Raw genomic sequence first — 25,043 nt, 5'->3', positions numbered from 1 at the left:
ATAGTTAGCAAACTATGAATATCCTTGGTTCCCCACATGTCCATTGACTCCCTGCGCCTGCAAGTCAGCAGCGGCATGGTGGTTGCCGCTCGCCACTGGCGGCGCATCTGCCACAACGCCCTGATCGGCTACGGTATCTCCGAGGCCTGTGCAGCACCGTTGCTGATGATCGTGCGCCTGGGCGATGGCGTGCACCAGGTGGCCGTGGCCCAGGCTGCCGGCCTGGAAAGCCCGTCGCTGGTACGCCTGCTCGACCAGCTGTGCAAGGCTGGCCTGGTCTGCCGTAGCGAGGACCCGCTGGATCGCCGCGCCAAAGCCTTGAGCCTGACCGCTGAAGGCCGGCGCCTGGCCGAAGCCATCGAAGCCGAACTGGTGCGTGTGCGTCATGACGTGCTGCAGGGCATCGACGAGGCCGACCTGCAGGCTGCGCTGCGCGTATTGCGTGCTTTTGAAGCCGCTGGTTTGGGCACTGCAGGCGGGGTGGCATGAACGGCTTTTTCAGCTCGGTACCGCCAGCCCGCGACTGGTTCTACGGCGTGCGCACCTTCGCCGCGTCGATGATTGCCCTGTACATCGCCCTGCTGCTGCAGTTGCCGCGACCGTACTGGGCGATGGCCACCGTGTACATCGTCTCCAGCCCGTTCGTCGGCCCAACCAGCTCCAAGGCGCTGTATCGCGCCGTGGGTACGCTGCTCGGTGCTGCCGGGGCGATCTTCTTCGTGCCACCGCTGGTGCAGTCGCCGTTGCTGCTGAGCATTGCCATCGCCCTGTGGACCGGCACCTTGCTGTTCCTCTCGCTGAACCTGCGCACGGCCAACAACTACGTGCTGATGCTGGCCGGCTACACCCTGCCGATGATTGCCCTGGCAGTGGTCGACAACCCGCTGGCGGTTTTCGACGTGGCGTCGTCCCGGGCCCAGGAAATCTGCCTCGGTATCGTCTGCGCGGCGGTGGTGGGCGCGATCTTCTGGCCACGGCGGCTGGCGCCGGTGGTGGTGGGTGCCACCGGTAGCTGGTTCACCGAAGCGATCCGTTACAGCGATACCTACCTGGCCCGCGATGCCAGCGCCGACAAGGTCGGCGGCATGCGCGGGGCGATGGTCGCCACGTTCAACTCGCTGGAGCTGATGATCGGCCAGCTCGGCCATGAGGGCGCCGGCCCGCACACGCTTAAGAACGCCCGCGAGCTGCGCGGGCGGATGATCCACCTGTTGCCGGTGATCGATGCCCTCGATGACGCCCTGATCGCCCTCGAAGGCCGCGCCCCGGCCCATTTCGCCCAGCTTCAGCCAGTGCTGGAGGCCGCGCGCGACTGGCTCAAAGGCACCGCCGACAGCGCCTCCGTCGCGCGCTGGACCGCCCTGCACGAGCAGATCGACCGCCTGCAGCCTGGCGCCGCCGCCCTCGACCAGCGCGCCGAGCTGCTGCTGTCCAACGCCCTCTACCGGCTGACCGAATGGGCCGACCTGTGGCAAGACTGCTGCTCGCTGCAGCACGCCTTGCGCACCGACGACCCCAAGCCTTGGCGCGCGGTCTACCGGCACTGGCGCCTGGGCCGCCTGACCGCGTTCTTCGACCGCGGGCTGATGCTTTACTCGGTGGTCTCCACAGTGTTGGCGATCGTCGTCGCCTGCGGCCTGTGGATCGGCCTGGGCTGGAACGACGGCGCCAGTGCGGTGATTCTTGCCGCCGTGTCGTGCAGTTTCTTCGCCGCCATGGATGACCCTGCACCGCAGATCTACCGGTTCTTCTTCTGGACCTTGATGTCGGTGATCTTCTCCAGCCTGTACCTGTTCCTGGTGCTGCCCAACCTGCACGACTTCCCGATGCTGGTGCTGGCCTTCGCCATCCCGTTCATCTGTGTCGGCACCCTGACCGTACAGCCGCGCTTCTACCTCGGCACTTTGCTGACCATCGTCAACACCTCGACCTTCATCAGCATCCAGGGTGCCTACGACGCCGACTTCTTCACCTTCCTCAACTCCAACCTGGCCGGCCCTGTGGGCCTGCTGTTCGCCTTCGTCTGGACCTTGGTGATGCGCCCGTTCGGCGTCGAGCTTGCGGCCAAGCGCATGACCCGCTTCGCCTGGCGCGACATCGTCGAAATGACCGAGCCGGCAACCCTGGCCGAGCACCGCCAGGTCGGTGTGCAGATGCTCGACCGCCTGATGCAGCACCTGCCGCGTCTGTCGCAAACCGGGCAGGACAGCGGCGTGGCGCTGCGCGACCTGCGTGTGGGGCTGAACCTGCTCGACCTGCTGGCCTACCTGCCACGTGCCGGTCAGCAGGCCCGCGAACGCCTGGGTACGGTGATCGAGGAAGTTGGCGCGCACTACGCCGCCTGCCTGCGCGCCGGTGAGCGCCTGCACGCGCCGGCTGCGCTGCTGCGCAACATGGAGCGTGCGCGCCTGGCGCTGAACCTGGATGAACTGTACGAACGCGGCGATGCTCGCACCCACCTGCTGCATGCCCTGAGCGGCCTGCGCCTGGCACTGCTGCCGGGTGTCGAAGTGATGCTCGAGCCTGCCGAACAACCGCAAATGCCCCCCGGCCTCGACGGAGCGCCCCTGTGATCGGTGAACTGGATATCAGCGGGGTGTTCCTGCCCACGCTGCTGGTGATGATGTTTGGCACCTACCTGCTGTTCCTTGGGGTGCACGCGGTGCTGGTGCGCCTGCATTTCTACCGCCTGGTCTGGCACCGGGCGCTGTTCAATGTTGCCCTGTATGCCGTGCTGCTGGGCGCGGTCGACCATTTTTGCCGAAGCCTGATGCTGCCATGAAAAAACCTTTGCTGACCTTGGGCCGTGTGGTCCTGACCTTGCTGGTAGTGACCTTCGCCGCCGTGCTCGTGTGGCAGATGGTGGTGTACTACATGTTCGCCCCCTGGACCCGCGACGGCCATATCCGCGCCGACGTGATCCAGATCGCCCCGGACGTGTCCGGCCTGATCCAGAAGGTCGAAGTGCGCGACAACCAGACCGTCAAGCGCGGCGACGTGTTGTTCACCATCGACCAGGACCGCTTCACCCTGGCCTTGCGCCAGGCCAAGGCGACCCTTGGCGAGCGCCAGGAAACCCTGGCCCAGGCGTCCCGCGAAGCGCAGCGTAACCGCAAGCTGGGCAACCTGGTGGCGGCCGAGCAGCTGGAAGAGAGCCAGTCCCGCGAAGCCCGCGCCCGTTCGGCGGTCATCGAGGCCCAGGTGGCGGTCGACGCCGCCCAGCTCAACCTCGATCGCTCGGTGGTGCGCAGCCCGGTAGATGGCTACCTCAACGACCGCGCGCCGCGCGACCATGAATTCGTCAGCGCCGGCCGCCCGGTGCTGTCGGTGGTCGACAGTGCCTCGTACCACGTCGATGGCTATTTCGAAGAGACCAAGCTCGGCGGCATCCACATCGGCGACGCCGTGGACATCCGCGTGATGGGCGATAACACCCGCCTGCGCGGCCATGTGCAGAGCTTTGCCGCCGGCATCGAAGACCGTGACCGCGTCAGCGGTGCCAACCTGCTGCCCAACGTCAACCCGGCGTTCAGCTGGGTGCGCCTGGCCCAGCGCATTCCGGTGCGCATCGCCTTCGACGAAGTGCCGGAAGACTTCCGCATGATCGCCGGGCGTACCGCCACCGTGTCGATCCTTGAGGGCCAGCGCCCATGAAACAGCTGATCCTGGCGGGGTTCTGCCTGTCCCTGGGGGCCTGCATGATGGTCGGCCCCGACTATGAAGTGCCGAAGGACGCGGCGGTACAGCGCAGCGACCTCAGCGGCCCGTTGCGCCAGGATGCCGACAGTGTGGTGTCGGCACCGGTGCCAGATGACTGGTGGCAGCTGTATCAGGATCAACGCCTCAACGAACTGGTGCGCCAGGCGTTGAGTGCCAACACCGAGTTACGCGTGGCTGCGGCCAATATCGCCAAGGCCCGTGCCCAGGTCGAAGTGGCCGAGTCCCAGGGCGGCTTCAACGGCGGCATCAAGGCCGGCGCCCAGCGCCTGCAGGAGTCCGGCCAAGCCTTCCTGCTGCCCGAGAAGGTGCCGGTGGCCAACATCGGCGAGGCGATCATCAGCGCCTCGTACCAGTTCGACCTGTGGGGCACCTTCAAGCGTGGCACCGAGGCCGCCAAGGCCAACGCCGACGCGGTGCAGGCCGCAGCCGACACCGCGCGCATCACCTTGGTGGCCGACGTGGTCAAGGCCTACACCCAGGTGTGCTCGGCCAACGAGGAATACCACATCGCCCGCGAGTCGCTTGACCTGCAGGAGCAGAGCGTGAAGCTCAACCAGCGCCTGCGCGATGCGGGCCGCGGCGACGAAACCCAGGTCACCCGCTCGCAGACCCAGTTCAAGTCGTTGCGCGCCGAACTGCCGCGTTTCAAGGCTGAACGCGAAACGGGCATGTACACCTTGGCGGCACTGCTGGCCAAGCCTGTGGATAAGTTGCCCGCCGGCACCGCTGACTGTGCCGAGTTGCCCCAGCTGAACCAGCTGGTCCCGGTAGGTGACGGCGCGGCCCTGCTCAAGCGCCGCCCCGACGTGCGCCAGGCCGAACGCCAGCTGGCAGCAGCCACCGCCGAGATCGGTGTGGCTACCGGTGCGCTTTATCCGGACATCAGCATCGGTGCCCAGGTCGGTACCATCGGTATCCTCAAAGACCTCGGTGACCCGTCGACCAACCGCTGGGGCTTTGGCCCGCAGATCAGCTGGAGCATCCCGACCAACGGTACCCGTGCACGCATTCGCATGGCCGAAGCCTCGACCCAAGCGGCCTTGGCGCATTTTGACGGGGTGGTGCTGAACGCCATTCGCGAGACCCAGACCCGTCTGGCCCAATACAGCGCCTTGCTCGACCGGCGAGATGCGCTGGCTGAGGCGGAGAAATCGGCGAAGGAAGCGGCGGATCAGACACACCAGTATTACCAGGCGGGGCGTGAGTCGTTCCTGGCGGATTTGCAGGCGACGCGGACTTATACCGACATGCGTTCGCAGCTGGCGGCAGCTAACAGCCAGGTGACGTTGGGGCAGATTGGTGTGTTCCTCGCGTTGGGTGGGGGATGGAAGGAGGTTGGGAAGCACTGAGGTTGCGGGGTGTAGGACGCGATATCTTCAGCGCCTGTGAGATCGAGCGCCGCCCGCGCGGCGCATCGCGGATAAATCCGCTCCTACATCTGTTTCGGGCCAGTCCCTCCTGTGGGGTCACCGCTGTCCGCCTTGTTTGTTCCATTCGAATCGATTGGTGTCGCTGCTGCCGCTTCGCTTATCTCCTGCCATGCGCCAACGGCGCAGGATTAACTGGCCCGAAACAGATGTAGGAGCGGATTTATCCGCGATGCGCCGCGCGGGCGGCGCTCGATCTCACAGGCGCTGCAAATCTGTTGGCAGGCGCCTGTCAGCCGTCACCCCATCTCGCGGCAACCCCCCGCTGTGAGGCATTTCCGAACCTGAAACCGAATGCTTCAATTCCGACGCCATGTCGAATTATCCTACGGCACCTGTCGGAAGGTGCTGTCTTGGCTGGGAAGTGCTCCTGGACTACTGTCCCTGGGTCGCCTCGCAAGGCGATCGGGCGTGAGGCTCCCGGGCCAAGGCGCTGATCGACGATATGGAGCTGGGGCTGAACAAGGCTCGTCAATAAACTTCAGGAACATGGGGCTGCAATGCAGCCCCATCTCTACGGCAATCCATTTCATCTGATTTGTCTCAAGATTTTTCATGAAATCCAGCGACAACCCTTGAGGGAAGCAAAGTGGAAGTGAACAATGTTCTCTTTCGCATTCCCTCCGAGACTGGCCATGAAAACCCGTTCCCGTCTGCTCGCCTGGTTGCCGGTTGCACTGCTCGGCCCGGTGCTGGCGCTGTGCAGCACCCTGGCGCAGGCCGAAGCGCCCGCCGAGGCCGCCAAAGCCTTGCATTTGCTGGACTACATTGGTGCCGACTACCCGCCGACCGTTGAAAACGGCAAGGTGATCGACGACGGCGAATACCGTGAGCAGCAGGAGTTCAGCACCGTGCTCGCCGACCTGGTCAAAGGCCTGCCGGCCAATGCCGAGCAAGCCGGCCTGCAGCAAGGTGTGCAAGCGCTGCGTCAGGCCATCGACCAGCGCCAGGACGGCGCAGCGGTAGCCAAGCAGGCGCGTCAGCTGGGTGCACGTCTGGCCGTGGCGTACGAAGTCAGCCAGGCCCCGGTGATCACCCCGGACCCGGCCCGTGGCGCCTCGCTGTACGCGCAGAATTGCTCGATCTGCCACGGCGATACCGGTGCCGGTGACGGCCCGGCGGGTGTGGGTCTGGAGCCAGCACCGGCCAACCTGCGCAACACCGCACGGCTTGATCAGCTGAGCCTGTTCGACCTCTACAACACCTTGGCCCTGGGTATCGATGGCACCGAGATGCCGTCCTTCGCCGACCAGCTGGATGAGCGCCAGCGTTGGGACGTGGCCGCCTACATCGCCAGCTTCACCGCCAAGCCTGAAGCCGCCAAGAGTGAAAAAACCTGGAACATCGCCGACCTGGCCCGCCAGACCCCGGCGGAAGTCGCCGCCAATGAAGGCGCCGCGTCGCTCGAGGCGTTCCGCGCCCAGCGTGCCCAGCCGCCGCAGGTCAAACGCGGTCCTTCACAGTTGCTCGAGTACACCGCCAGCACCCTGGACAAGAGCCTCGCAGCCTACCGCGCAGGCGACCACGATCAGGCCTACGACCTGTCAGTGGCAGCCTACCTGGAAGGCTTCGAACTGGTGGAAAGCTCGCTGGACAACATCGATACCGTAGCGCGCAAGAGCACCGAAAAGGCCCTGATGGCCTACCGTCAGTCACTGCAGGATGGCTTGCCGGTCGCCCAGGCCGAACAGCGTCTTGGCGAAGCAAAAACCAAGCTCGACCAGGCTGCCAAGCTGCTGGGGAGCGATGGCCTGAGCTGGTCGCTGAGCTTCATTTCCGGCCTGCTGATCCTGCTGCGCGAAGGCCTGGAAGCGATCCTGGTACTGGCTGCGGTGCTTGCCTTCCTGCGCAACACCGGCCAGCAGTCGGCCATTCGCAGCGTCAACATCGGCTGGGGCCTGGCGCTGGTCGCGGGCTTTGCCACCTGGGCCGTGGCGGCTTATGTGATCGACGTTGGCGGTGCCCAGCGTGAGCTTCTGGAGGGCAGCACTGCCTTGTTCGCCAGTGTCATGGTGCTGTGGCTGGGTGTGTGGATGCACGACCGCCGTCACGCCGCCGCCTGGCAGGACTACATCAAGAGCAGCCTGGTCAGCGGCGGCGGGCGCTTCGGCTTTGCCGTGCTGGCGTTCTTCTCGGTTTACCGTGAGCTGTTCGAAGTGATCCTGTTCTACGAAACCCTGTGGCTGCAAGCTGGACCAGCCGGCCATCAGGCCGTGCTGGCTGGCGGCGCTACGGCGCTGGTGCTGCTGGTTGGCCTGGCCTGGGTGATCCTGCGCGGGTCGGCGAAGTTGCCGCTGTCGTTGTTCTTCAGCATCAACGCAGGGCTGCTGTGTGCTCTTTCGGTGGTGTTCGCCGGGCATGGCGTGAAGGCGCTGCAAGAGGCGGGTGTGCTGGGTACGCGGCCGGTGGCGTTCTTCGAGTTCGACTGGCTGGGGATTCACCCTGATGTGTACTCGCTGAGTGCCCAGGCGGTGGCGCTGCTGGCCATTCTGGTGTTGTATGGCCGTAGTCGCCTGGCCGATAAGCGTCGGGCAACAGCTAACTGATTGGGGGCCGCTGCGCGGCCCATCGCGACGCAAGGCCGCTCCTACACATGATCGCGTTCCCTGTAGGAGCGGCCTTGTGTCGCGAAAGGAGGGCAAAGCCCTCCCAGCTTTTTTGAGGAAAAACGCAATGCGCATCTGGATTGACGCCGACGCCTGCCCCAAGGCAGCCAAGGACCTGATCGTCAAATTCGCCCTCAAGCGCCAGCTCGAGGTAGTGATGGTGGCCGGCCAGGCCGTAGCCAAGCCGGCCTTTGCGATCGTCCGCCTGATCGTGGTGCCGAGCGGCATGGATGCGGCCGACGATTACCTGGTTGAGCACGCCGTGCCCGGCGAACTGGTGATCTGCAGCGATGTGCCGCTGGCCGACCGCCTGATCAAGAAGGGCGTGGCGGCCCTGGACCCACGTGGCCGCGAATTCGACGAGCGCAACATGGGCGAGCGCCTGGCGGTGCGCAACCTGTTCACCGAGCTGCGCGAACAGGGCCAGGTCGGGGGAGGGCAAGCGCCCTATGGCGAACGCGAGAAGCAGGCGTTCGCCAATGCTCTTGACCGTATCCTCACCCGCTTGACCAAGTGATGGCCTGCGCAGCAGGCCCTTATTGTTCGCCTTCGTGGGTCAGTTCCAGTACCCGGTCCACCAGCTTGTAGATACCGCTGGCCGCTTCACTGATCGACTTGGCGACCATGTAGGCCGGGGTCGTCACCAGCTTGCGCTGGGTATCCTCGACGATGTCATGCACATCGCATTCCTCATGCTTGCCGCCCATCTTCACCACTGCCGCCGCGGTGCCGGCGTCATTGCCGATGGTGCAGACCACGCCGGGGCCATAGATCTTCGCCGCCAGCGCTGGCGAGATGCAGATCAGGCCGACCGGCTTGCAGGCCTCGGCAAAGGCTTCGGCCAGTGCCAGCACATCCGGGTTTACCGTGCACTCGGTGCCTTCCACGGCAAAGTTGGACAGGTTCTTCGCCGCGCCGAAGCCACCTGGCACGATCAGCGCGTCGAAATCCTCGGCCTTGGCTTCGCGGATATCCTTCACCTCGCCGCGGGCGATACGTGCCGACTCGGTCAGTACATTGCGCGACTCGGGCATTTCCTGGCCGGTCAGGTGATCGATCACGTGCATCTGCGCGATGTTCGGCGCAAAGCACTGCACCTGTGCACCGCGCTGGTCGAGGCGCAGCAGGGTGATCACGCTTTCGTGGATTTCGGCACCGTCGTACACGCCACAGCCGGAAAGAATCACCGCTACTTTCTTGGTCATGCTCATTACTCCATTTTCGAGGCGCTAAATGTCCTCTAGTTTGGCAGATGTGGCCATAGGGATTACTGCGGGCGCATCCTAATCTCTGTGGATAACCTTCGAGAGCGTTGCCCATGGACTTGATTCTGCTGGCCGTGCCGTTCTTCTTCGTGCTGATTGCGGTGGAACTGGTCGCCGACCGCGTGCGTGGCCAGCGTAACTTCACCCTGGCCGATTCGATCAACAGCCTCAGCACCGGCGCGCTGTCCACCAGCACCGGCCTGCTGACCAAAGGGGTTGGGCTGCTGACCTACGCGCTGGCCTGGGAGCACCTGGCGCTGTTGCACCTGCCACAGGGCGCCGTGTGGGTCTGGTTGCTGGCCTTCGTGCTGTACGACCTCTGCTACTACTGGCTGCACCGCCTGGGGCACGAGCGCAACGTGCTGTGGGCGGCGCATTCGGTGCACCACCAGAGCGAAGAGTACAACCTCACCACCGCGCTGCGTCAGACCAGCAGCGGCTTCATCTTCTCGTGGATCTTCTACTTGCCGCTGGCGCTGATCGGTGTGCCGCCCGTGGTATTCATCACCGTGGCGTCGTTGAACCTGCTGTACCAGTTCTGGGTGCATACCCGGCACATTCCCAAGCTGGGCTGGCTCGAGTGGGTACTGATCACGCCATCCAACCATCGCGTCCACCATGCGCAAAATCCTGCTTACTTGGATCGCAACTACGGCGGTGTGTTCATTATCTGGGACCGTCTGTTCGGCACGTTCAAGGAAGAGGACCCGGTCGAGCCGGTGGTGTTCGGCGTGACCACGCCCTTGGCCAGCTGGAACCCGCTGTGGGCCAACCTGCAGTTCTACGCCCAGCTGTGCAGCGATGCCCGCCGCACCCGCAGCTGGAAGGACAAGCTGCGCATCTGGTTCATGCCCACCGGCTGGCGCCCGGCCAACGTCGCAGCGGCTTATCCACAGGCGAAGCAGAACCTGGCGTTGTTCTGCAAGTTCGAGATTGCCCTGGGCCGGGCCTGGCAGGCGTATGTGGCGGCGCAGTTCGTCGTCTACATCGCGTTGGGCAGTTATCTGATGGACGTCGCCGAACGTGTGCCGAGCGCCGCCCTGGTGCTGGGCTGGTCGCTGATGGCGTTTGGCTTGTTCGTGCTGGGAGCGGCCTTGGAAAACCGGCCGTGGGCGGTGCGCCTGGAGCTCGCGCGCCTGCTTACGCTGGTGCCGGCGCTGTATCTGGCCGGCACGCTGGGCTTAGCGGTGGTCGTGCCCGTGTTCTGGCTGCTTCTCGGTTTTTACCTGCTGCTCAGCATTGGCGGCTTGCTCTTCTGTCGCCGCGCGGCGCTCGGCGCGGATGGTGCGGAAGCGCCGGCGCAGCCAAAGCACGGCACCCAGCAGCAGCAGGCCGCCGAGCACCCATAGCTCGTACTTCTTGATGCTGCCCAGCATGCCTTCGAGGATGGCGCCGAAGTGGTAGGCCGCCAGGCCCAGCGCCAGGGCCCAAACTGCGGCACCAATGCCGTTGAGCAGCAGATAGCGGCGCGGCGGGTAACCGGACAGGCCGATGGCCACCGGCATCACCGTGCGCAGGCCGTAGACGAAGCGGAAGCTCAGCACCCAGATATCCGGGTGACGGCGGATATGCTCCAGCGCCCTGTCACCCATGGCCTGCCACCGCGGCTTGCGCGCGAGGATCTTGCGCCCGTGCCGCCGGCCCATGAAGTACCACAGCTGGTCACCGGCGTAGCTGCCGCAGAAGGCCACCAGGACCACCAGCTTGATGTCCATGTATTCGCGGAACGCAAGGAATCCCGCAAGTACCAGAATGGTCTCGCCTTCGAAGAAGGTGCCTAGAAAAAGGGCAAAGTAGCCGAAATCCTGCAGGAATTGTTGGAGCATTTTCTGAGGTGCTGGCGAAATGAACGCGCAGCCTACCCCTTCGCGCGCATTCGTGAAAGTGTCCAAATGTGTCTCGACGTGAACAATTCCTACACGGACAATACCGGCAGCCTCAAGTCGCGCCTTGCGCGAAGCTGTAACACAGTCGTCATAATGGACGCTTATCTTGCCGCTCAATTGATCATAGGGCGTTAACGTCCTCAGGAACGTCAGATGAATAATGAAGTGCTAACCCCTGTCGCGATCAAGGATGCCCAGGCAGTCCCCGAAGAGATGGTACAGACCCCGCCGGACCTGCCCGAGGTTGCCGAGCCGGTGGTCGAAGCCGCCGCCCCGGCCCCTGCGCCGACGCCGGCCATTACCGTCCCGAGCCTGGACGACAGCAGCCTGTACATTCATCGCGAACTCTCGCAGCTGCAATTCAACATCCGCGTGCTGGAGCAGGCGCTGGACGAATCGTACCCGCTGCTCGAACGCCTCAAATTCCTGCTGATTTTCTCCAGCAACCTGGACGAGTTCTTCGAAATCCGCGTCGCCGGCCTGAAGAAGCAGATCAACTTCGCCCGCGAGCTTGCCGGCGCCGACGGCCTGCAGCCACACCAGGCATTGGCGCGCATCAGTGAGCTGGTGCACATCGAAGTGGAGCGCCAATATGCGATCCTCAACGACGTGCTGCTGCCAGAGCTGGAAAAGCACGCCATCCGCTTCATCCGTCGCCGCTACTGGACGCCCAAGCTCAAGACCTGGGTGCGTCGCTTCTTCCGCGACGAGATCGCGCCGATCATCACCCCGATCGGCCTCGACCCGACCCACCCGTTCCCGCTGCTGGTGAACAAGAGCCTGAACTTCATCGTCGAGCTGGAAGGTGTCGACGCCTTTGGCCGCGACTCCGGTCTGGCGATCATCCCGGCACCACGCCTGCTGCCACGCGTCATTCGTGTGCCGGAAGACGTCGGTGGCCCAGGCGACAACTATGTCTTCCTGTCGTCGATGATCCACGCCCACGCCGATGACCTGTTCCAGGGCATGAAGGTCAAGGGTTGCTACCAGTTCCGTCTGACCCGCAACGCCGACCTGGCGCTGGATTCCGAAGAAGTCGACGACCTCGCTCGCGCCCTGCGCGGTGAGCTGTTCTCGCGCCGCTACGGCGATGCCGTGCGCCTGGAAGTGGCCGACACCTGCCCGAAACACCTGTCGGATTACCTGCTCAAGCAGTTCAGCCTGAGCGAGAGCGAGCTTTACCAGGTCAACGGCCCGGTCAACCTGACCCGCCTGTTCAGCATCACCGGCCTCGACAGCCATCCGGAGCTGCAGTACACGCCGTTCACCCCGGCCATCCCCAAGCTGCTGCAGAACGCCGACAACATCTTCAGTGTGATCGGCAAGCAGGACATCCTGCTGATGCACCCGTTCGAGTCCTTTACCCCGGTGATCGACCTGCTGCGCCAGGCCGCCAAGGACCCGCACGTGCTCGCCGTACGCCAGACCCTGTACCGTTCCGGGGCTAACTCGGAGATCGTCGACGCCCTGGTGGATGCGGCGCGTAACGGCAAAGAGGTCACTGCGGTGATCGAGCTGCGAGCACGCTTCGACGAAGAGTCCAACCTGCAGATGGCCAGCCGCCTGCAGGCAGCCGGTGCGGTGGTGATCTACGGCGTGGTCGGCTTCAAGACCCACGCTAAGATGATGCTGATCCTGCGCCGCGAACAGGGCGAGATCGTGCGTTACGCGCACCTGGGTACCGGCAACTACCATGCCGGTAACGCCCGCCTGTACACCGACTACAGCCTGTTGACCTCTGACGACGCCCTCACCGAGGACGTGGGCAAGCTGTTCAGCCAGCTCATCGGCATGGGCAAGACCCTGCGCATGAAGAAGCTGCTGCACGCGCCGTTCACCCTGAAGAAGGGCATGCTCGACATGATCGCCCGGGAAACCCAGTTTGCCCTGGAAGGCAAGCCCGCGCACATCATCGCCAAGTTCAACTCGCTGACCGACGCCAAGGTCATCAAGGCGCTGTACAAGGCCAGCCAGTCGGGCGTGAAGATCGACCTGGTGGTGCGTGGCATGTGCTGCCTGCGCCCAGGCATTCCGGGGGTTTCGCACAACATCCAGGTGCGTTCGATCATCGGCCGCTTCCTGGAGCACACGCGGGTGTTCTACTTCCTCAATGGCGGCGAAGAGCAGATCTACCTGTCCAGCGCCGACTGGATGGAGCGCAACCTCGACAAGCGTGTCGAGACTTGCTTCCCGGTAGAGGGCAAGAAGCTGTTGCTGCGGGTGAAGAAGGAGCTGGAAGGCTACCTGACCGACAACACCCACGCCTGGACCCTGCAGCCAGACGGGCGCTACGTGCGTAGCACCCCGACCGGCAACCAGAACCCGCGCAGTGCTCAGGCGACCTTGCTGGAGCGCCTGAGCAACCCGCTGCTCAACGTACGCTGAGGACGAAGCCGACCCGGGCCAGCCACTCCGCCTCGTTGGCGAAGTCGGCCTGGGTCAGCTGGTTCTGCTCCAGCCAGCCGTCCGGGAACACCACTTCAAGGCTGTCTTCGCCGGCCTGCAGTTCTACCTTGGGCATCTGCTGGTTGCCACGGATGTGGTGGAACAGGATGGCGAAGCGCAGCAGCACGCACAGGCGAATCAGTTGCACGGCGTCGTCGCCGAATTCCGTGAACTTGTCCTTGGGGATGTTGCGGCGATGGCCGCGCACCAACAGCGCCATCATCTGCTGCTCGTCGCGCGAGAAGCCGGCCAGGTCGGAGTGCTCGATCAGGTAGGCGCCATGCTTGTGGTAGTGGTAGTGGGCGATATCCAGGCCGATTTCATGGATTTTCGCCGCCCAACCCAGCAAATCGCGCCAGTTTCCTTCATCCAGCTTCCACGCCTTGGCTACTTGGTCGAAGGCGTTCAGGGCTTTGCGCTCAACACGCGCTGCCTGCCCCTGGTCGACGTGATAGCGCTCCATCAGCGAGTTGAGGGTGCGCTCGCGCACATCCTCGTGGTGATGACGGCCGAGCAGGTCGAACAGCACGCCTTCGCGCAGGGCCCCGTCGCAGTGATCCATGCGCTGCAGCTCCAACGCGTCGAAGATCGCCTCGAGAATCGCCAGGCCGGCCGGGAAGATGGTGCGCCGGTCAGGTTTGATCCCTTCGAAGTCGATCTTGTCGACCTCGCCCAGCTTGAACAGCTTGCGCTTGACCCAGGCCAGGCCTTCGGCATTGACCTCACCATTACCCAGGCCGCCGGCCTTGATCGCGGCGCCGATGGCGCGGATGGTGCCGGACGAACCGATGGCCTCGTCCCAGGTCAGGCGATGCAGGGCATTTTCGATGCTCATCAGTTCCAGGCGCGCGGCGGTGTAGGCCTGGGCGTAGCGCGCCGGGGTGATCTTGCCGTCGCGGAAGTAGCGCTGGGTGAAGCTCACGCAGCCCATCTGCAGGCTCTCGCGCAGCAGCGGCTCGAAACGCTGGCCGATGATGAACTCGGTACTGCCGCCGCCGATGTCGGCGACCAGGCGCTTGCCGGGGGTATCGGCCAGGGTGTGCGACACGCCGAGGTAGATCAGGCGCGCCTCTTCACGGCCGGAGATGACCTCCACCGGGTGGCCGAGGATAGCTTCTGCACGCTGGATGAATTCGTTGCGGTTGCGCGCTTCGCGCAGGGCGTTGGTGCCAACGATGCGCACGGAGCCTGCCGGCATGCCGTTGATCAGTTGGGCAAAACGCTTGAGGCATTCCAGGCCTCGCTCCATGGCTTCTTCGCTGAGCTTGCGCTCTTCGTCGATGCCGGCGGCCAGCTGAACCTTTTCGCCGAGCCGTTCGAGAATGCGGATCTCGGTGTGGTGCGCCTTGGCCACGACCATGTGGAAGCTGTTGGAGCCCAGGTCGATGGCGGCGATCAGGGACAGGTTCTTCGCGGAGGTATGCGGCATTCTGTGTGTTCTCGGTCGGTAACCCGGCAATCGTGCCACGATCCTTGGCTGACGCCAACGCGCACCACACCGGGCCTTGATGCAAGGCAATGTGCCATTCCATGCTATGACACTTATGTGACAGTTTCGATTCGCGGCGTCTTGCATAACTATAGTTACACTCAATCGTCCATGACTTCCTGTAGGGCCTGGGTGCGGCTATCATGGGCCACGTTTTTTTGCTTACGACCCTGGAGATATCCATGAGCAGCGATCTGATCAAACACGTCACCGACGCTACCTTCGAAGCCGAAGTCCTGAAGGCCGAAGGCGCGGTACTGGTCGACTACTGGGCTGAATGGTGCGGTCCATGCAAGATGATCGCTCCGGTTCTGGACGACATCGCTTCCACCTACGCCGGCAAACTGACCGTCGCCAAGCTGAACATCGACGACAACCAGGAAACCCCGGCCAAGCACGGCGTGCGTGGCATCCCGACCCTGATGCTGTTCAAGAACGGCAACGTCGAAGCTACCAAGGTCGGCGCCCTGTCCAAATCCCAGCTGGCCGCGTTCCTCGACGCCCACCTGTGATGTGAAGCAAAAAACCCCGCAAATGCGGGGTTTTTTCTTTTTCAGAGCACTAGACGCAGAAAAAAGCAAGTGTTACATTCGGCCTCGCACTGCTTCTCCAGTGCCCTCTGCACGCCGTCGCCGAAGCATCCCTAATTCGAATCAGTACGCGATCCTGTCGCCATCTAGCGGCGCGGCCTCATTAAGCCAAAGCTTAATTCTCCCTTCTTACATGATTACGTCACTCCCCTTATGAACCTGACTGAACTCAAGCAAAAGCCGATTACCGATCTTTTGGAAATGGCCGAACAGATGGGCATCGAAAACATGGCCCGTTCGCGCAAACAGGACGTGATTTTCGCCCTGCTGAAGAAGCACGCGAAAAGCGGCGAAGAGATCTCGGGTGACGGCGTGCTGGAGATTCTCCAGGATGGTTTCGGTTTCCTGCGTTCGGCTGATGCGTCCTACCTGGCCGGCCCCGACGACATCTACGTCTCGCCAAGCCAGATCCGCCGTTTCAACCTGCGTACCGGCGACACCATTGTCGGCAAGATCCGCCCGCCGAAGGAAGGGGAGCGTTACTTCGCCCTGCTGAAGGTCGACACCATCAACTTCGACCGCCCGGAAAACGCGAAGAACAAGATCCTCTTCGAAAACCTGACGCCGCTGTTCCCGAACAAGCGCCTGAAGATGGAAGCCGGTAACGGCTCCACCGAAGACCTCACCGGTCGTGTCATCGACCTGTGCGCCCCGATTGGCAAAGGCCAGCGTGGCCTGATCGTCGCTCCGCCGAAAGCCGGTAAGACGATCATGCTGCAGAACATCGCGGCGAACATCACCCGTAACAATCCTGAGTGCCACCTGATCGTCCTGCTGATCGACGAGCGCCCGGAAGAAGTGACCGAAATGCAGCGCACCGTGCGCGGCGAAGTGGTCGCCTCGACCTTCGACGAGCCGCCAACCCGCCACGTGCAGGTTGCCGAGATGGTCATCGAGAAGGCCAAGCGCCTGGTCGAGCACAAGAAGGATGTGGTCATCCTGCTGGACTCCATCACCCGTCTGGCGCGTGCCTACAACACCGTGATCCCGAGCTCCGGCAAGGTACTGACCGGTGGTGTCGACGCCCACGCCCTGGAGAAGCCGAAGCGCTTCTTCGGCGCTGCACGTAACATCGAGGAAGGCGGTTCGCTGACCATCATCGCCACCGCGCTGGTCGAAACCGGCTCGAAGATGGACGAAGTGATCTACGAAGAGTTCAAGGGTACCGGCAACATGGAGCTGCCCCTGGACCGTCGTATCGCCGAGAAGCGCGTATTCCCGGCCATCAACATCAACCGTTCCGGTACCCGCCGCGAAGAGCTGCTGACTGCCGACGACGAACTGCAGCGCATGTGGATCCTGCGCAAGCTGCTGCACCCGATGGACGAGATCGCCGCCATCGAGTTCCTGGTCGACAAGCTCAAGCAGACCAAGACCAACGACGAGTTCTTCCTGTCGATGAAGCGCAAGTAAGCACTTCAAGCTGGAATTGATTGGGGCCGCTTCGCGCCCCTTCGCGGGCAAGCCCGCTCCCACAGGTTCAGTGCGATCCTTGTGGGAGCGGGCTTGCCCGCGAAGGGGCGCGAAGCGGCCCCAATGCATTTTTGCCCCCAATCAAAGCCTGAACGGCGCTACACTCTGCAACCCCGACCGATACGGCCAACACGAGGCTCATGCATGCAGTATCGCGATTTGCGCGACTTCATCCGTGGCCTGGAGCAGCGCGGTGAACTCAAGCGCATCCAGGTTCCGATTTCCCCAGTCCTGGAAATGACCGAGGTCTGCGACCGCACCCTGCGCGCCAAGGGTCCGGCCTTGTTGTTCGAAAAGCCCACCGGCTTCGACATCCCGGTACTGGGCAACCTGTTCGGCACGCCAGAGCGCGTGGCCATGGGCATGGGTGCCGAGTCGGTCGACGAACTGCGCGAGATCGGCAAGCTGCTGGCCTTCCTCAAGGAGCCTGAGCCGCCGAAAGGCCTGAAAGATGCCTGGTCCAAGCTGCCGATCTTCAAGAAGGTCGTGTCGATGGCGCCGAAGGTTGTCAAGGACGCGGTGTGCCAGGAAGTGGTCATCGAGGGCGATGACGTCGACCTCGGCCAGCTGCCGATCCAGCACTGCTGGCCGGGCGACGTGGCGCCGCTGATCACCTGGGGCCTGACCGTGACCCGTGGCCCGAACAAGGACCGCCAGAACCTGGGCATCTACCGCCAGCAGGTGATCGGCCGGAACAAGGTGATCATGCGCTGGCTGAGCCACCGTGGCGGCGCGCTGGATTATCGCGAGTGGTGCGAGAAGAACCCGGGCCAGCCGTTCCCGGTTGCCGTGGCCCTGGGCGCTGACCCGGCCACCATCCTTGGCGCCGTGACGCCAGTGCCGGACACCCTATCCGAATACGCCTTCGCCGGCCTGCTGCGCGGTAACCGCACCGAACTGGTCAAGTGCCGTGGCAGCAACCTGCAGGTGCCGGCCACCGCCGAGATCATCCTCGAAGGTGTGATCCACCCGGGTGAAATGGCCCCAGAAGGTCCATATGGCGACCACACCGGCTATTACAACGAAGTGGACAGCTTCCCGGTATTCACCGTCGAGCGCATCACTCACCGGCAGAAACCGATCTACCACAGCACTTACACCGGTCGGCCGCCGGATGAGCCGGCTATTCTCGGTGTAGCGCTGAACGAAGTGTTCGTGCCGATCCTGCAAAAGCAGTTCCCGGAGATCGTGGACTTCTACCTGCCGCCGGAAGGCTGCTCGTACCGCATGGCGGTGGTGACCATGAAAAAGCAGTACCCGGGCCACGCCAAGCGCGTGATGCTGGGTGTGTGGTCGTTCCTGCGACAGTTCATGTACACCAAGTTCGTTATTGTCACTGACGACGACATCAACGCCCGCGACTGGAACGATGTGATCTGGGCCATCACCACGCGCATGGACCCCAAGCGTGATACGGTGATGATCGACAACACGCCGATCGACTACCTGGACTTCGCGTCGCCGGTGTCGGGGCTGGGGTCGAAGATGGGCCTGGACGCCACGCACAAGTGGCCGGGCGAGACTACACGCGAATGGGGCCGGGTCATCGTCAAGGACGAGGCCGTCACCCGCCGTATCGATGAGCTGTGGGATCAGTTGGGAATAGATTGATGCAGGTAACGTTGCAGCCGTCCGGGGCGGTGCTGGCGCTCGAACCCGGGGAACGGATCCTGGATGGAGCGCGGCGGCTGGGCTATGACTGCCCTAACAGCTGCCGCAATGGCAATTGCCATGTCTGCGCCGCATTGTTGGTCGAAGGAAGCGTGCGTCAGGACGGCGAGGTCCGTGACCATGGCGAGTTGTTCACCTGCATTGCCGAACCGCTGGAGGACTGTGTGTTGCTCTGGGATGGTGTGCTCGCCCTGGGTGAGCTGCCAGTGCGCAAGCTGGCGTGCAGCGTGAGCGAATGCGTCGAGGTCGGTGGTGACGTCTGGCGCGTGCGCCTGCGTGCGCCTGCCGGCAAACCGGCGCGCTACCATGCCGGGCAGTACCTGATGATCGAACGCGAAGGCGGCAAGCCGGCGGCGTTCTCGCTGGCCTCTGCGCCGCATTCCGGGCGGGATCTAGAGCTGCATGTGCTGGCCCGCGAAGCCAGCGCGCTGCAGTTGCTGGCGCAGCTGCAGCGTGACCGCGTGGCGCGTATCGAGATGCCGTTCGGCGATACCCACCTGGCCGAGTTGCCGGATGGGCCGCTGGTATTGATTGCCGCCGGTACCGGCATGGGCCAGATGCACAGCCTGGTCGAACATTGCCGCGCCCAGGGCTTCAAGCACCCGGTGCACCTGTACTGGGGTGTCCGCCGCCCGGAGGATTTCTACACCATCGAGCACTGGGCCGAATGGGAGCGGTTGCCCAACCTGTTCCTGCACAAGGTGGTCAGTGACCTGTGTGGCTGGGAGGGGCGCTGCGGCATGCTGCACGAGGCCGTGTGCGAGGACGTGAAAGACCTCAACACCGTGCATGTGTATGCCAGCGGCTCGCCGAACATGGTCTATGCCACGCTCGACGCCCTGGTCGAGGCCGGCATGGATGCGCACCGCATGCGCGCCGATGTGTTTGCCTACGCACCACGCGGTTAATAACCGAAGTTTCAACTAGCGGGTATAAGGCGGTAATTGTTACCGCCTGAGCCACTAACTTTCACCGCCTTCGGAACAATAATTCCCAGTCGTCGGAACTGTGCGTGAAACTTATGCGCCAGGGCTTGAGCATTGCCCGGTTTCTATCCTATGGTTAATGCAAGCGCCCATGGCGCGGCGGCGCAGGCCGCATGGCACACGACTCTCGCTACATTGGTAGTACACGGGGATTAATGGCGGCAGTTATGTCGGCACTTGAAAGTTTGTCCTGGGAAGTTGCTTATCCTCCGACGCTCGACTTCGGTCAGCAACTGACCCGTGAGCAATTGCTCAATTCCATGCAAACGACCATGTCTCGCCATGAAGGTGGCCCGGTCTGGTTATTTGCCTATGGTTCGTTGATCTGGCGCCCGGAATGTAATTCTGTGGAACGCCAGCGGGCGCGAGTGCATGGTTATCACCGCGGCTTGTACCTGTGGTCGCACGAGCACAGGGGGACGCCTGAAACACCAGGCCTGGTGTTCGGCCTGGATCGTGGCGGCTCCTGCAGCGGTTTTGCCTATCGTCTGGATGAAAGCAACCTCGACGATTCGCTGATGGCCCTGTGGCAGCGGGAAATGCCTTATCCGGCCTATCGGCCGCACTGGCTCAGCTGCCGGCTGGGTGATGGCAGCAAGGTGCAGGCGCTGGGGTTCGTGCTGGAGCGGCACCTGCCGTGCTATGCGGGCAACCTGCCGGATACCTTGCTCAGCCAGATTCTGGCCAGTGCCAAGGGCCGTTATGGCACGACGCGGGATTATGTCGAGCAGACCCTGAATGCGCTGCGCAGCCATCAGATGCCGGATCGCAACCTCGAAGCCAGGTTCAGGCGTTGCCATAGCCTGCACGGGCCTCTTCGCGGGTGAACCCGCTAAGAGGCTGGTCTTGTTGATAAGGGGCTGAAGTCTTACCTGGCCAGGACTACCAACTTACCCACAGCCCGGCGCTGCCCAAGCTCTTCAATTGCAGCTCCGGCTTCAGCCAGTGGATAAGTCTTCGACACCAACGGTTTCAGCTTCCCCTCGGCGTGCCAGGCAAACAACTGCCGGAAGTTCGCTGCATTGTCATCTGGTTGGCGCTGGGCAAACGCGCCCCAGAACACCCCAAGCACTGCAGCTCCCTTGAGTAGCACCAGGTTCGCTGCCATCTGCGGGATCGCTCCGCTGGCAAACCCCACCACCAACAGCCGGCCCTGCCAAGCCAGGCCGCGCACGGCTTGGTCGAACAGGTCGCCACCCACCGGGTCGTAGATCACATCGACGCCTTGGCCACCGGTCAGGCGCTTGATCTCTTCCTTGAGGCTGGCCTGGCTGTAGTTGATCAATTCGTCAGCACCTGCAGCCTTGGCAACGGCGAGCTTCTCGGCGCTGCTGGCTGCAGCGATCACTCTTGCTCCCATGGCTTTGCCGATTTCCACCGACGCCAGGCCAACACCACCGGATGCACCGAGTACCAGCAGGGTTTCGCCGGCCTGCAGCTGGCCGCGTTGCTTGAGTGCATGCATCGAGGTGCCATAGGTCATGCCGAACGCGGCGGCAGTGGCAAAGTCCATGTGCTCGGGGATCGGCATCACGTTGTAGAACGGCACCGCCACCTGCTCGGCGAACGCCCCCCAGCCAGTCAGGGCCATTACCCGGTCGCCTACCTTGAAGGTGCCGGCCCGTTCGCCCACGGCCGCGACCACGCCTGCGGCCTCGCCGCCCGGCGAGAACGGCAGGGGTGGCTGGAACTGGTACTTGCCTTCAATGATCAGCGTGTCGGGGAAATTGACCCCGGCGGCCTGCACATCAAGCAGGATCTCGTTCTTCTTCGGCACAGGGCTGGCCACGTCCTCCAGCACCAGGTCGCGAGCCGGGCCCAGGGTTTTGCACAACACAGCTTTCATCGGGGCTATTCCTTTGCGTGTAGTGGCCGATAAGTGTAGGAGTGTCGATTGCCGGGTCAACGAGCATGGCCCACCTTGATGTGCGGGCATAAGTGCCGGCACAAGCCCGGGCTTGGGTTTGAGCGACATGCTGGGTAAGCTGGCGCCAACTGTTTCTAGGAGCGAATTCGTGAAAGCGTGGATCTTGATGGTACTGGCGCTGATGCTGCCAGCGGCGGCCATGGCCGAGGAAGCCAAGGAAGGGGAGCCGAAGGTTTCCTACATCACCCTGAGCCCGCCCTTCGTTGGCAACTATGCCCTCGATGGCAGCCCCAAGCTGCGCGTGTACAAGGCCGATGTGGCCCTGCGTGTGACCGGCGACGCCGCGGCTGCTGCGGTCAAGCACCAGGAGCCGCTGATCCGCAACCAGCTGGTGGCACTGTTCACCCAGCAGACTGTAGATAGCATGAGCAATGTCGACGCCAAGGAAAAACTGCGTCAGGAAGCGTTGAAACAGGTGCAGCAGGTGATGGAATCGGAAGAGGGCAAGCCGATTGTCGAGGATCTGCTGTTCAACAACCTGATTGTGCAGTAGCTCAACATACCCAGGTTGAGTCCTGTAGGAGCGGCCTTGTGTCGCGAAAGGGCTGCGTAGCAGCCCCGGCAATTACCGGTGAGTCACAGACCCTGGGGGCCGCGTCGCGGCCCTATCGCGACACAAGGCCGCTCCCACAGTCGGCAAGCAATTCAGCGCGCCAGCGCAATGATCGCCGCCCACTGCTCTTCAGTGACCGGCATCACCGACAACCGCGTGCCTTTCTGAACCAGCGGTAACTCTGCCAGCGCACTTTGCTGCTTCAGCAAACCCAGCCCCAGCACTTGCCGGAATGTCTTCACGTGGGCCACGTCCACTGCGCTCCACGGGTTCTTCTCGGCATTGGCCTTGGCGTCGAAGTAGTGGCTTTCCGGGTCCAGTGCCGTCGGGTCCGGGTAGGCCGCTGCGGTGATACGGGCGATGCCGGCAATGCCAGGCTGTGGGCAGCTGGAGTGGTAAAAGAAGAACTCGTCGCCTACGCTCATGGCCCGCATGAAGTTGCGCGCCTGGTAGTTGCGTACGCCATCCCAGCGCGCCTCGCCCAGGCGGCCCAGGCCTTCGATCGAGAGCTCGTCGGGCTCGGATTTCATCAGCCAATAGGCCATGGATACTGCTCCTGAAAAGGTTTGAAATAACCTGTTGCACGAAACCGACAGCCGGTTGGCGTCAACGTTTGCGTGTGGACTCAGGTTGTCGGAAAATGCGCCGATTTTAAAGCTAGACGCTCCGGCGGCACCTAGAAGGTCGCCGAGCCTGAACGTATGCCTAGGGGGGCATTCTTCGATGAATCAACGTAAACCGGATCTACTGTGGATCCTGGTCTTCATCTTTGGCCTTGGTGTGGTCACCACCGGTTATGCCCAGGGTATCTGGGAGCGCAAGCTCGATACCGCCTATCAGGCTCCGGTCGACGCCAACCCACAGCAACGCTGACTTCCCCCGCGCACGCTGTTCAGTTCGGCGCCAGGTACCAGCCGCGGTCGCTGACCGTGCCCTGCAGTGGTACATCCCAACTGGCCTGCGCCAGTCGCTCGACCTTCTGGCATTCATGTGCCAGCCCTAGCAGCAGTGGTTTCTTCCAGGTCTTGCGACGTGCCTGGTAGGCCAGGCTGCGGTCGTAGAAACCCCCGCCCATGCCCAGGCGCCCGCCAACTTCATCAAAGCCGACCAGCGGCAACAGGATCAGGTCCAGCGACCAGACTGGGCGCTGACGCCGGCGATCGGTCAACGGCTCGGGAATACGGAAGCGGTTGCGCTTGAGTTTTTCGCCCTGTTCGAAACGCTGGAACACCATGCGCGTGCGCGGCCAGGCATGCAGCACCGGCAGGTAGGTGCGCTTGCCTCGGCGCTGAGCCTCGCGCAGCAGAAAACGCGGGTCGATTTCACCGTCATTGGGCAGGTACAAAGCGATATGCCGGGCGCGGCGGAACAATGGGTGCTGTGCCAGTTGGCGGTACAGGCCGCGTGAGGCCTGGAGTTGCTGGGCGGGTGTAAGGGCGCGGCGGGCATTGCGAAGCAGGCGACGAAGCTGGGGGCGGGTGAGCGGCGCAGTTTCAGTCATGGCACTGGCTATCCCAGGTGTCGGATTGCCCAGCTGAGCGCTGGGCAGGAAGAATCAGGCTCCCCGATAAGACCGCTATCGGTGTAGCCCTTGAACCCGAAAGTTCAAGGTGGAGATTGCAGGGGGCGTTAAGGCTTTCCGTCGGGCGGACATGCACACCTGCCCCAGCGTGCAACCCCCGTGGTTGTGCGTATCGGCTCAGGGACATAACCGACTGGCGCATCCCCCAGGGAGTGGCGCCAGTATACCAATCTCAGCCGTTTTTGGTACCCGCATCGTCGGACAAAGCCTGATCGACCCGTTCCAGCAGGTCACGCACCTGTTCACGGCTGGTGCCACTCACCGGCGCGTCGCTGCGATCTTCCTGGCGGTGGAGCATTTCGTGCGTGATGTTCAACGCTGCCATGACCGCAATGCGGTCGGCACCGATCACCTTGCCGCTGCTGCGGATCTCGCGCATCTTGCCATCCAGGTAGCGCGCCGCGCTGACCAGGTTGTTGCGCTCTTCCGGCGGGCAGATGATCGAATATTCCTTGTCGAGGATCTGCACGGTGACGCTATTGCTTGAACTCATGAGTCTTGCTCCAGGGCCTTCAGGCGTAAAATCATCGACTCGACCTTGCGCTTGGCGATCTCGTTCTTTTCGATGAGGTGGGCGCGCTCCTCGCGCCAGGATTTTTCCTGAGCTACTAGGAGTGCATTTTGCCGTTTTAGTTGCTCGACGCGTTCAATCAGCAACTCGAACCGGCTCATCAGCGCTTGCAGGTCGTTCTCTTGCGTGGGTTGCACTCGATTCGCTCCGTCGTTGAATCACCCTGCGATGATGCCTCTCCCTGCGCAGCGGCGGCCAGTGCCGATGGTCTTGGCGCGCCTGCCGGTGCTAGGATACAAGGTCTTCATTCTAGTCAAATGCGCCGTCTGGCGCCTAGCCGACCATGCCTAATACTCAATCGCCTTATGTTGCCTTCGCCATGCTCCTTTCGAGCAATGGCCATCCTGTAACCCCTGCCGAGCTGCACGGCCTGCTGATCGGGCGCAGCTGTGCCGGTGCAGGCTTCGATGCCGAGGCCTGGCTGGCCGATGCCGCCCAACTGCTGGAAACCGAACCTGGTGACACCGTGCGCAATGCCCTGATCGGCCTGCAAGAGATGGTCAAGGGCGAACTGAACGGCGAAGACATGGCCATCGTCCTGCTGCTGCCAAGCGACGATGCCGCACTTGCCGATCGCGCCGAGGCGCTGGGCCAGTGGTGCCAGGGCTTCATCACCGGCTTTGGCCTGAACGCAGGTGGCAAGGACCTGTCTACCGAAGCCAAGGAAGTGCTGCAGGACCTGGTGGCCATTTCCCAGGTCCAGGAAGCCCTCGAAGAATCCGAAGACGGCGAGAGCGACTACATGGAGGTCATGGAGTACCTGCGCGTCGCACCGCTGTTGCTGTACACGGAGCTGGCCGCGCCTGCCGCACCCGCGCCAAAACCTTCGCTGCACTGATCAACCGGGGGTAG

General features: G+C 63.1%; 24 protein-coding genes, 1 other RNA gene and 1 pseudogene. 17 read left to right on the top strand and 9 right to left on the bottom strand.

All coding sequences use genetic code 11. The annotated features are described in order from the left end of the window. Positions 1 to 36 precede the first annotated feature (36 nt). The 7 genes from BUQ73_RS25450 to BUQ73_RS25420 all read left to right on the top strand — a co-directional run bounded on the left by BUQ73_RS25450 (position 37) and on the right by BUQ73_RS25420 (position 8,270). Positions 37 to 489: a MarR family winged helix-turn-helix transcriptional regulator gene (locus BUQ73_RS25450; RefSeq protein WP_060486199.1), complete on the top strand. Its 453-nt coding sequence runs from the start codon at positions 37 to 39 to the stop codon at positions 487 to 489. After that, a complete protein-coding gene (locus BUQ73_RS25445; RefSeq protein ID WP_079230161.1) occupies positions 486 to 2,573 on the top strand; it encodes an FUSC family protein in 2,088 nt (695 codons plus the stop codon). Before BUQ73_RS25450 ends, BUQ73_RS25445 begins: the two co-directional genes overlap by 4 nt. Continuing rightward, positions 2,570 to 2,782: a DUF1656 domain-containing protein gene (locus BUQ73_RS25440; RefSeq protein WP_016392395.1), complete on the top strand. Its 213-nt coding sequence runs from the start codon at positions 2,570 to 2,572 to the stop codon at positions 2,780 to 2,782. Before BUQ73_RS25445 ends, BUQ73_RS25440 begins: the two co-directional genes overlap by 4 nt. Further along, a complete protein-coding gene (locus tag BUQ73_RS25435; RefSeq protein WP_079230160.1) occupies positions 2,779 to 3,654 on the top strand; it encodes an HlyD family secretion protein in 876 nt (291 codons plus the stop codon). The genes BUQ73_RS25440 and BUQ73_RS25435 overlap by 4 nt, the downstream gene beginning before the upstream one ends. Continuing rightward, positions 3,651 to 5,069: an efflux transporter outer membrane subunit gene (locus BUQ73_RS25430; protein ID WP_079230159.1), complete on the top strand. Its 1,419-nt coding sequence runs from the start codon at positions 3,651 to 3,653 to the stop codon at positions 5,067 to 5,069. The genes BUQ73_RS25435 and BUQ73_RS25430 overlap by 4 nt, the downstream gene beginning before the upstream one ends. Positions 5,070 to 5,749: 680 nt before the next feature. Beyond that, complete coding sequence (locus BUQ73_RS25425; RefSeq protein WP_079230158.1) at positions 5,750 to 7,693, top strand: FTR1 family protein; 1,944 nt, start codon at positions 5,750 to 5,752, stop codon at positions 7,691 to 7,693. A gap of 127 nt (positions 7,694 to 7,820) precedes the next feature. Continuing rightward, positions 7,821 to 8,270, top strand: coding sequence for a YaiI/YqxD family protein (locus tag BUQ73_RS25420; protein ID WP_060485674.1), 450 nt, complete (start codon positions 7,821 to 7,823; stop codon positions 8,268 to 8,270). Between the two features lie 19 nt (positions 8,271 to 8,289). On the opposite strand, the gene elbB is transcribed toward BUQ73_RS25420, so the two are convergent. Further along, a complete protein-coding gene (elbB, locus tag BUQ73_RS25415) occupies positions 8,290 to 8,958 on the bottom strand; it encodes an isoprenoid biosynthesis glyoxalase ElbB (protein WP_079230157.1) in 669 nt (222 codons plus the stop codon). 113 nt (positions 8,959 to 9,071) lie between these two features. Here elbB and BUQ73_RS28795 point away from each other — a divergent pair. Further along, a pseudogene (locus BUQ73_RS28795) lies at positions 9,072 to 9,650 on the top strand (sterol desaturase family protein); the annotation flags it as partial. Between the two features lie 549 nt (positions 9,651 to 10,199). Here the strand turns inward: BUQ73_RS28795 and BUQ73_RS25405 are convergent. Then, positions 10,200 to 10,844 carry a DedA family protein gene (locus tag BUQ73_RS25405; protein ID WP_079230155.1) on the bottom strand — a complete coding sequence of 215 codons (645 nt, stop codon included), beginning with the start codon at positions 10,842 to 10,844 and terminating at the stop codon, positions 10,200 to 10,202. 213 nt (positions 10,845 to 11,057) lie between these two features. Here BUQ73_RS25405 and ppk1 point away from each other — a divergent pair, with 213 nt between their 5' ends. After that, entirely contained in the window at positions 11,058 to 13,289 is a 2,232-nt protein-coding gene (gene ppk1 / locus BUQ73_RS25400; protein ID WP_079230154.1) for a polyphosphate kinase 1, read from the top strand. Here the strand turns inward: ppk1 and ppx are convergent. Further along, a complete protein-coding gene (gene ppx, locus BUQ73_RS25395; protein WP_079230153.1) occupies positions 13,276 to 14,778 on the bottom strand; it encodes an exopolyphosphatase in 1,503 nt (500 codons plus the stop codon). The two genes, ppk1 and ppx, sit on opposite strands and share 14 nt — an antisense overlap. A 242-nt stretch (positions 14,779 to 15,020) precedes the next feature. Here ppx and trxA point away from each other — a divergent pair, with 242 nt between their 5' ends. The 5 genes from trxA (at position 15,021) to BUQ73_RS25370 (ending at position 20,385) form a co-directional block, all read left to right on the top strand. Then, complete coding sequence (trxA, locus tag BUQ73_RS25390) at positions 15,021 to 15,350, top strand: thioredoxin TrxA (RefSeq protein WP_027920865.1); 330 nt, start codon at positions 15,021 to 15,023, stop codon at positions 15,348 to 15,350. A 231-nt stretch (positions 15,351 to 15,581) separates the two neighbouring features. Continuing rightward, positions 15,582 to 16,841, top strand: coding sequence for a transcription termination factor Rho (gene rho / locus BUQ73_RS25385; protein WP_003253661.1), 1,260 nt, complete (start codon positions 15,582 to 15,584; stop codon positions 16,839 to 16,841). A 204-nt stretch (positions 16,842 to 17,045) separates the two neighbouring features. Next, positions 17,046 to 18,512, top strand: a complete 1,467-nt coding sequence (ubiD, locus tag BUQ73_RS25380) for a 4-hydroxy-3-polyprenylbenzoate decarboxylase (protein WP_027920866.1) — start codon at positions 17,046 to 17,048, stop codon at positions 18,510 to 18,512. Next, the gene (locus BUQ73_RS25375; RefSeq protein ID WP_079230152.1) at positions 18,512 to 19,480 is read left to right on the top strand and encodes a CDP-6-deoxy-delta-3,4-glucoseen reductase; all 969 of its coding nucleotides are present in this window, start codon (positions 18,512 to 18,514) and stop codon (positions 19,478 to 19,480) included. Before ubiD ends, BUQ73_RS25375 begins: the two co-directional genes overlap by 1 nt. A 245-nt stretch (positions 19,481 to 19,725) precedes the next feature. Further along, positions 19,726 to 20,385 carry a gamma-glutamylcyclotransferase gene (locus tag BUQ73_RS25370; RefSeq protein ID WP_079230151.1) on the top strand — a complete coding sequence of 220 codons (660 nt, stop codon included), beginning with the start codon at positions 19,726 to 19,728 and terminating at the stop codon, positions 20,383 to 20,385. Positions 20,386 to 20,426: 41 nt separating this feature from the next. Here the strand turns inward: BUQ73_RS25370 and BUQ73_RS25365 are convergent, their stop codons facing one another. Further along, on the bottom strand, positions 20,427 to 21,404 hold the full coding sequence (locus BUQ73_RS25365; protein WP_079230150.1) for an NADPH:quinone oxidoreductase family protein: 978 nt from the start codon (positions 21,402 to 21,404) through the stop codon (positions 20,427 to 20,429). A gap of 169 nt (positions 21,405 to 21,573) precedes the next feature. On the opposite strand from BUQ73_RS25365, the gene BUQ73_RS25360 reads away from it, so the two are divergent. Continuing rightward, positions 21,574 to 21,978: a flagellar basal body-associated protein FliL gene (locus tag BUQ73_RS25360; RefSeq protein ID WP_027920870.1), complete on the top strand. Its 405-nt coding sequence runs from the start codon at positions 21,574 to 21,576 to the stop codon at positions 21,976 to 21,978. Positions 21,979 to 22,130: 152 nt separating this feature from the next. Here BUQ73_RS25360 and BUQ73_RS25355 read toward each other — a convergent pair whose 3' ends face one another. Next, the gene (locus BUQ73_RS25355) at positions 22,131 to 22,583 is read right to left on the bottom strand and encodes an EVE domain-containing protein (protein WP_060485681.1); all 453 of its coding nucleotides are present in this window, start codon (positions 22,581 to 22,583) and stop codon (positions 22,131 to 22,133) included. Positions 22,584 to 22,761: 178 nt separating this feature from the next. Here BUQ73_RS25355 and BUQ73_RS28525 point away from each other — a divergent pair, with 178 nt between their 5' ends. Beyond that, positions 22,762 to 22,911 (top strand): hypothetical protein, encoded by a 150-nt coding sequence (locus tag BUQ73_RS28525; RefSeq protein ID WP_192858674.1) that lies wholly within the window; start codon positions 22,762 to 22,764, stop codon positions 22,909 to 22,911. Positions 22,912 to 22,930: 19 nt separating this feature from the next. On the opposite strand, the gene BUQ73_RS25350 is transcribed toward BUQ73_RS28525, so the two are convergent. The 4 genes from BUQ73_RS25350 to BUQ73_RS25335 all read right to left on the bottom strand — a co-directional run bounded on the left by BUQ73_RS25350 (position 22,931) and on the right by BUQ73_RS25335 (position 24,292). Beyond that, positions 22,931 to 23,539: a 5-formyltetrahydrofolate cyclo-ligase gene (locus BUQ73_RS25350; protein WP_079230149.1), complete on the bottom strand. Its 609-nt coding sequence runs from the start codon at positions 23,537 to 23,539 to the stop codon at positions 22,931 to 22,933. A gap of 56 nt (positions 23,540 to 23,595) precedes the next feature. After that, positions 23,596 to 23,775: non-coding RNA, 6S RNA (ssrS, locus tag BUQ73_RS25345), on the bottom strand. A gap of 17 nt (positions 23,776 to 23,792) precedes the next feature. Next, positions 23,793 to 24,113 (bottom strand): cell division protein ZapA, encoded by a 321-nt coding sequence (locus tag BUQ73_RS25340; RefSeq protein WP_079230148.1) that lies wholly within the window; start codon positions 24,111 to 24,113, stop codon positions 23,793 to 23,795. Beyond that, a complete protein-coding gene (locus BUQ73_RS25335; RefSeq protein WP_029886233.1) occupies positions 24,110 to 24,292 on the bottom strand; it encodes a TIGR02449 family protein in 183 nt (60 codons plus the stop codon). The genes BUQ73_RS25340 and BUQ73_RS25335 overlap by 4 nt, the downstream gene beginning before the upstream one ends. Before the next feature lie 182 nt (positions 24,293 to 24,474). On the opposite strand from BUQ73_RS25335, the gene BUQ73_RS25330 reads away from it, so the two are divergent. Next, positions 24,475 to 25,029 carry a YecA family protein gene (locus tag BUQ73_RS25330; protein ID WP_079230147.1) on the top strand — a complete coding sequence of 185 codons (555 nt, stop codon included), beginning with the start codon at positions 24,475 to 24,477 and terminating at the stop codon, positions 25,027 to 25,029. The last annotated feature ends 14 nt before the right edge of the window (positions 25,030 to 25,043 follow it).

Source organism: Pseudomonas putida (genome assembly GCF_002025705.1).
Classification (GTDB): Bacteria; Pseudomonadota; Gammaproteobacteria; order Pseudomonadales; family Pseudomonadaceae; genus Aquipseudomonas; species Aquipseudomonas putida_J.
The sequence above is the reverse complement of the archived record's forward strand: the minus strand, read 5'-3'. Positions and strand labels throughout refer to the sequence as shown.

Bases quoted from the DNA above. Each gene is read 5' to 3' on its own strand.
- BUQ73_RS25450 (WP_060486199.1), top strand. From the start codon at position 37: ATGTCCATTGACTCCCTGCGCCTGCAAGTCAGCAGCGGCATGGTGGTT.
- BUQ73_RS25445 (WP_079230161.1), top strand. From the start codon at position 486: ATGAACGGCTTTTTCAGCTCGGTACCGCCAGCCCGCGACTGGTTCTAC.
- BUQ73_RS25435 (WP_079230160.1), top strand. From the start codon at position 2,779: ATGAAAAAACCTTTGCTGACCTTGGGCCGTGTGGTCCTGACCTTGCTG.
- BUQ73_RS25430 (WP_079230159.1), top strand. From the start codon at position 3,651: ATGAAACAGCTGATCCTGGCGGGGTTCTGCCTGTCCCTGGGGGCCTGC.
- BUQ73_RS25425 (WP_079230158.1), top strand. From the start codon at position 5,750: ATGTTCTCTTTCGCATTCCCTCCGAGACTGGCCATGAAAACCCGTTCC.
- BUQ73_RS25420 (WP_060485674.1), top strand. From the start codon at position 7,821: ATGCGCATCTGGATTGACGCCGACGCCTGCCCCAAGGCAGCCAAGGAC.
- elbB (WP_079230157.1), bottom strand. From the start codon at position 8,958: ATGACCAAGAAAGTAGCGGTGATTCTTTCCGGCTGTGGCGTGTACGAC.
- BUQ73_RS25405 (WP_079230155.1), bottom strand. From the start codon at position 10,844: ATGCTCCAACAATTCCTGCAGGATTTCGGCTACTTTGCCCTTTTTCTA.
- ppk1 (WP_079230154.1), top strand. From the start codon at position 11,058: ATGAATAATGAAGTGCTAACCCCTGTCGCGATCAAGGATGCCCAGGCA.
- ppx (WP_079230153.1), bottom strand. From the start codon at position 14,778: ATGCCGCATACCTCCGCGAAGAACCTGTCCCTGATCGCCGCCATCGAC.
- trxA (WP_027920865.1), top strand. From the start codon at position 15,021: ATGAGCAGCGATCTGATCAAACACGTCACCGACGCTACCTTCGAAGCC.
- rho (WP_003253661.1), top strand. From the start codon at position 15,582: ATGAACCTGACTGAACTCAAGCAAAAGCCGATTACCGATCTTTTGGAA.
- ubiD (WP_027920866.1), top strand. From the start codon at position 17,046: ATGCAGTATCGCGATTTGCGCGACTTCATCCGTGGCCTGGAGCAGCGC.
- BUQ73_RS25375 (WP_079230152.1), top strand. From the start codon at position 18,512: ATGCAGGTAACGTTGCAGCCGTCCGGGGCGGTGCTGGCGCTCGAACCC.
- BUQ73_RS25370 (WP_079230151.1), top strand. From the start codon at position 19,726: ATGTCGGCACTTGAAAGTTTGTCCTGGGAAGTTGCTTATCCTCCGACG.
- BUQ73_RS25365 (WP_079230150.1), bottom strand. From the start codon at position 21,404: ATGAAAGCTGTGTTGTGCAAAACCCTGGGCCCGGCTCGCGACCTGGTG.
- BUQ73_RS25355 (WP_060485681.1), bottom strand. From the start codon at position 22,583: ATGGCCTATTGGCTGATGAAATCCGAGCCCGACGAGCTCTCGATCGAA.
- BUQ73_RS28525 (WP_192858674.1), top strand. From the start codon at position 22,762: ATGAATCAACGTAAACCGGATCTACTGTGGATCCTGGTCTTCATCTTT.
- BUQ73_RS25350 (WP_079230149.1), bottom strand. From the start codon at position 23,539: ATGACTGAAACTGCGCCGCTCACCCGCCCCCAGCTTCGTCGCCTGCTT.
- BUQ73_RS25340 (WP_079230148.1), bottom strand. From the start codon at position 24,113: ATGAGTTCAAGCAATAGCGTCACCGTGCAGATCCTCGACAAGGAATAT.
- BUQ73_RS25335 (WP_029886233.1), bottom strand. From the start codon at position 24,292: ATGAGCCGGTTCGAGTTGCTGATTGAACGCGTCGAGCAACTAAAACGG.
- BUQ73_RS25330 (WP_079230147.1), top strand. From the start codon at position 24,475: ATGCCTAATACTCAATCGCCTTATGTTGCCTTCGCCATGCTCCTTTCG.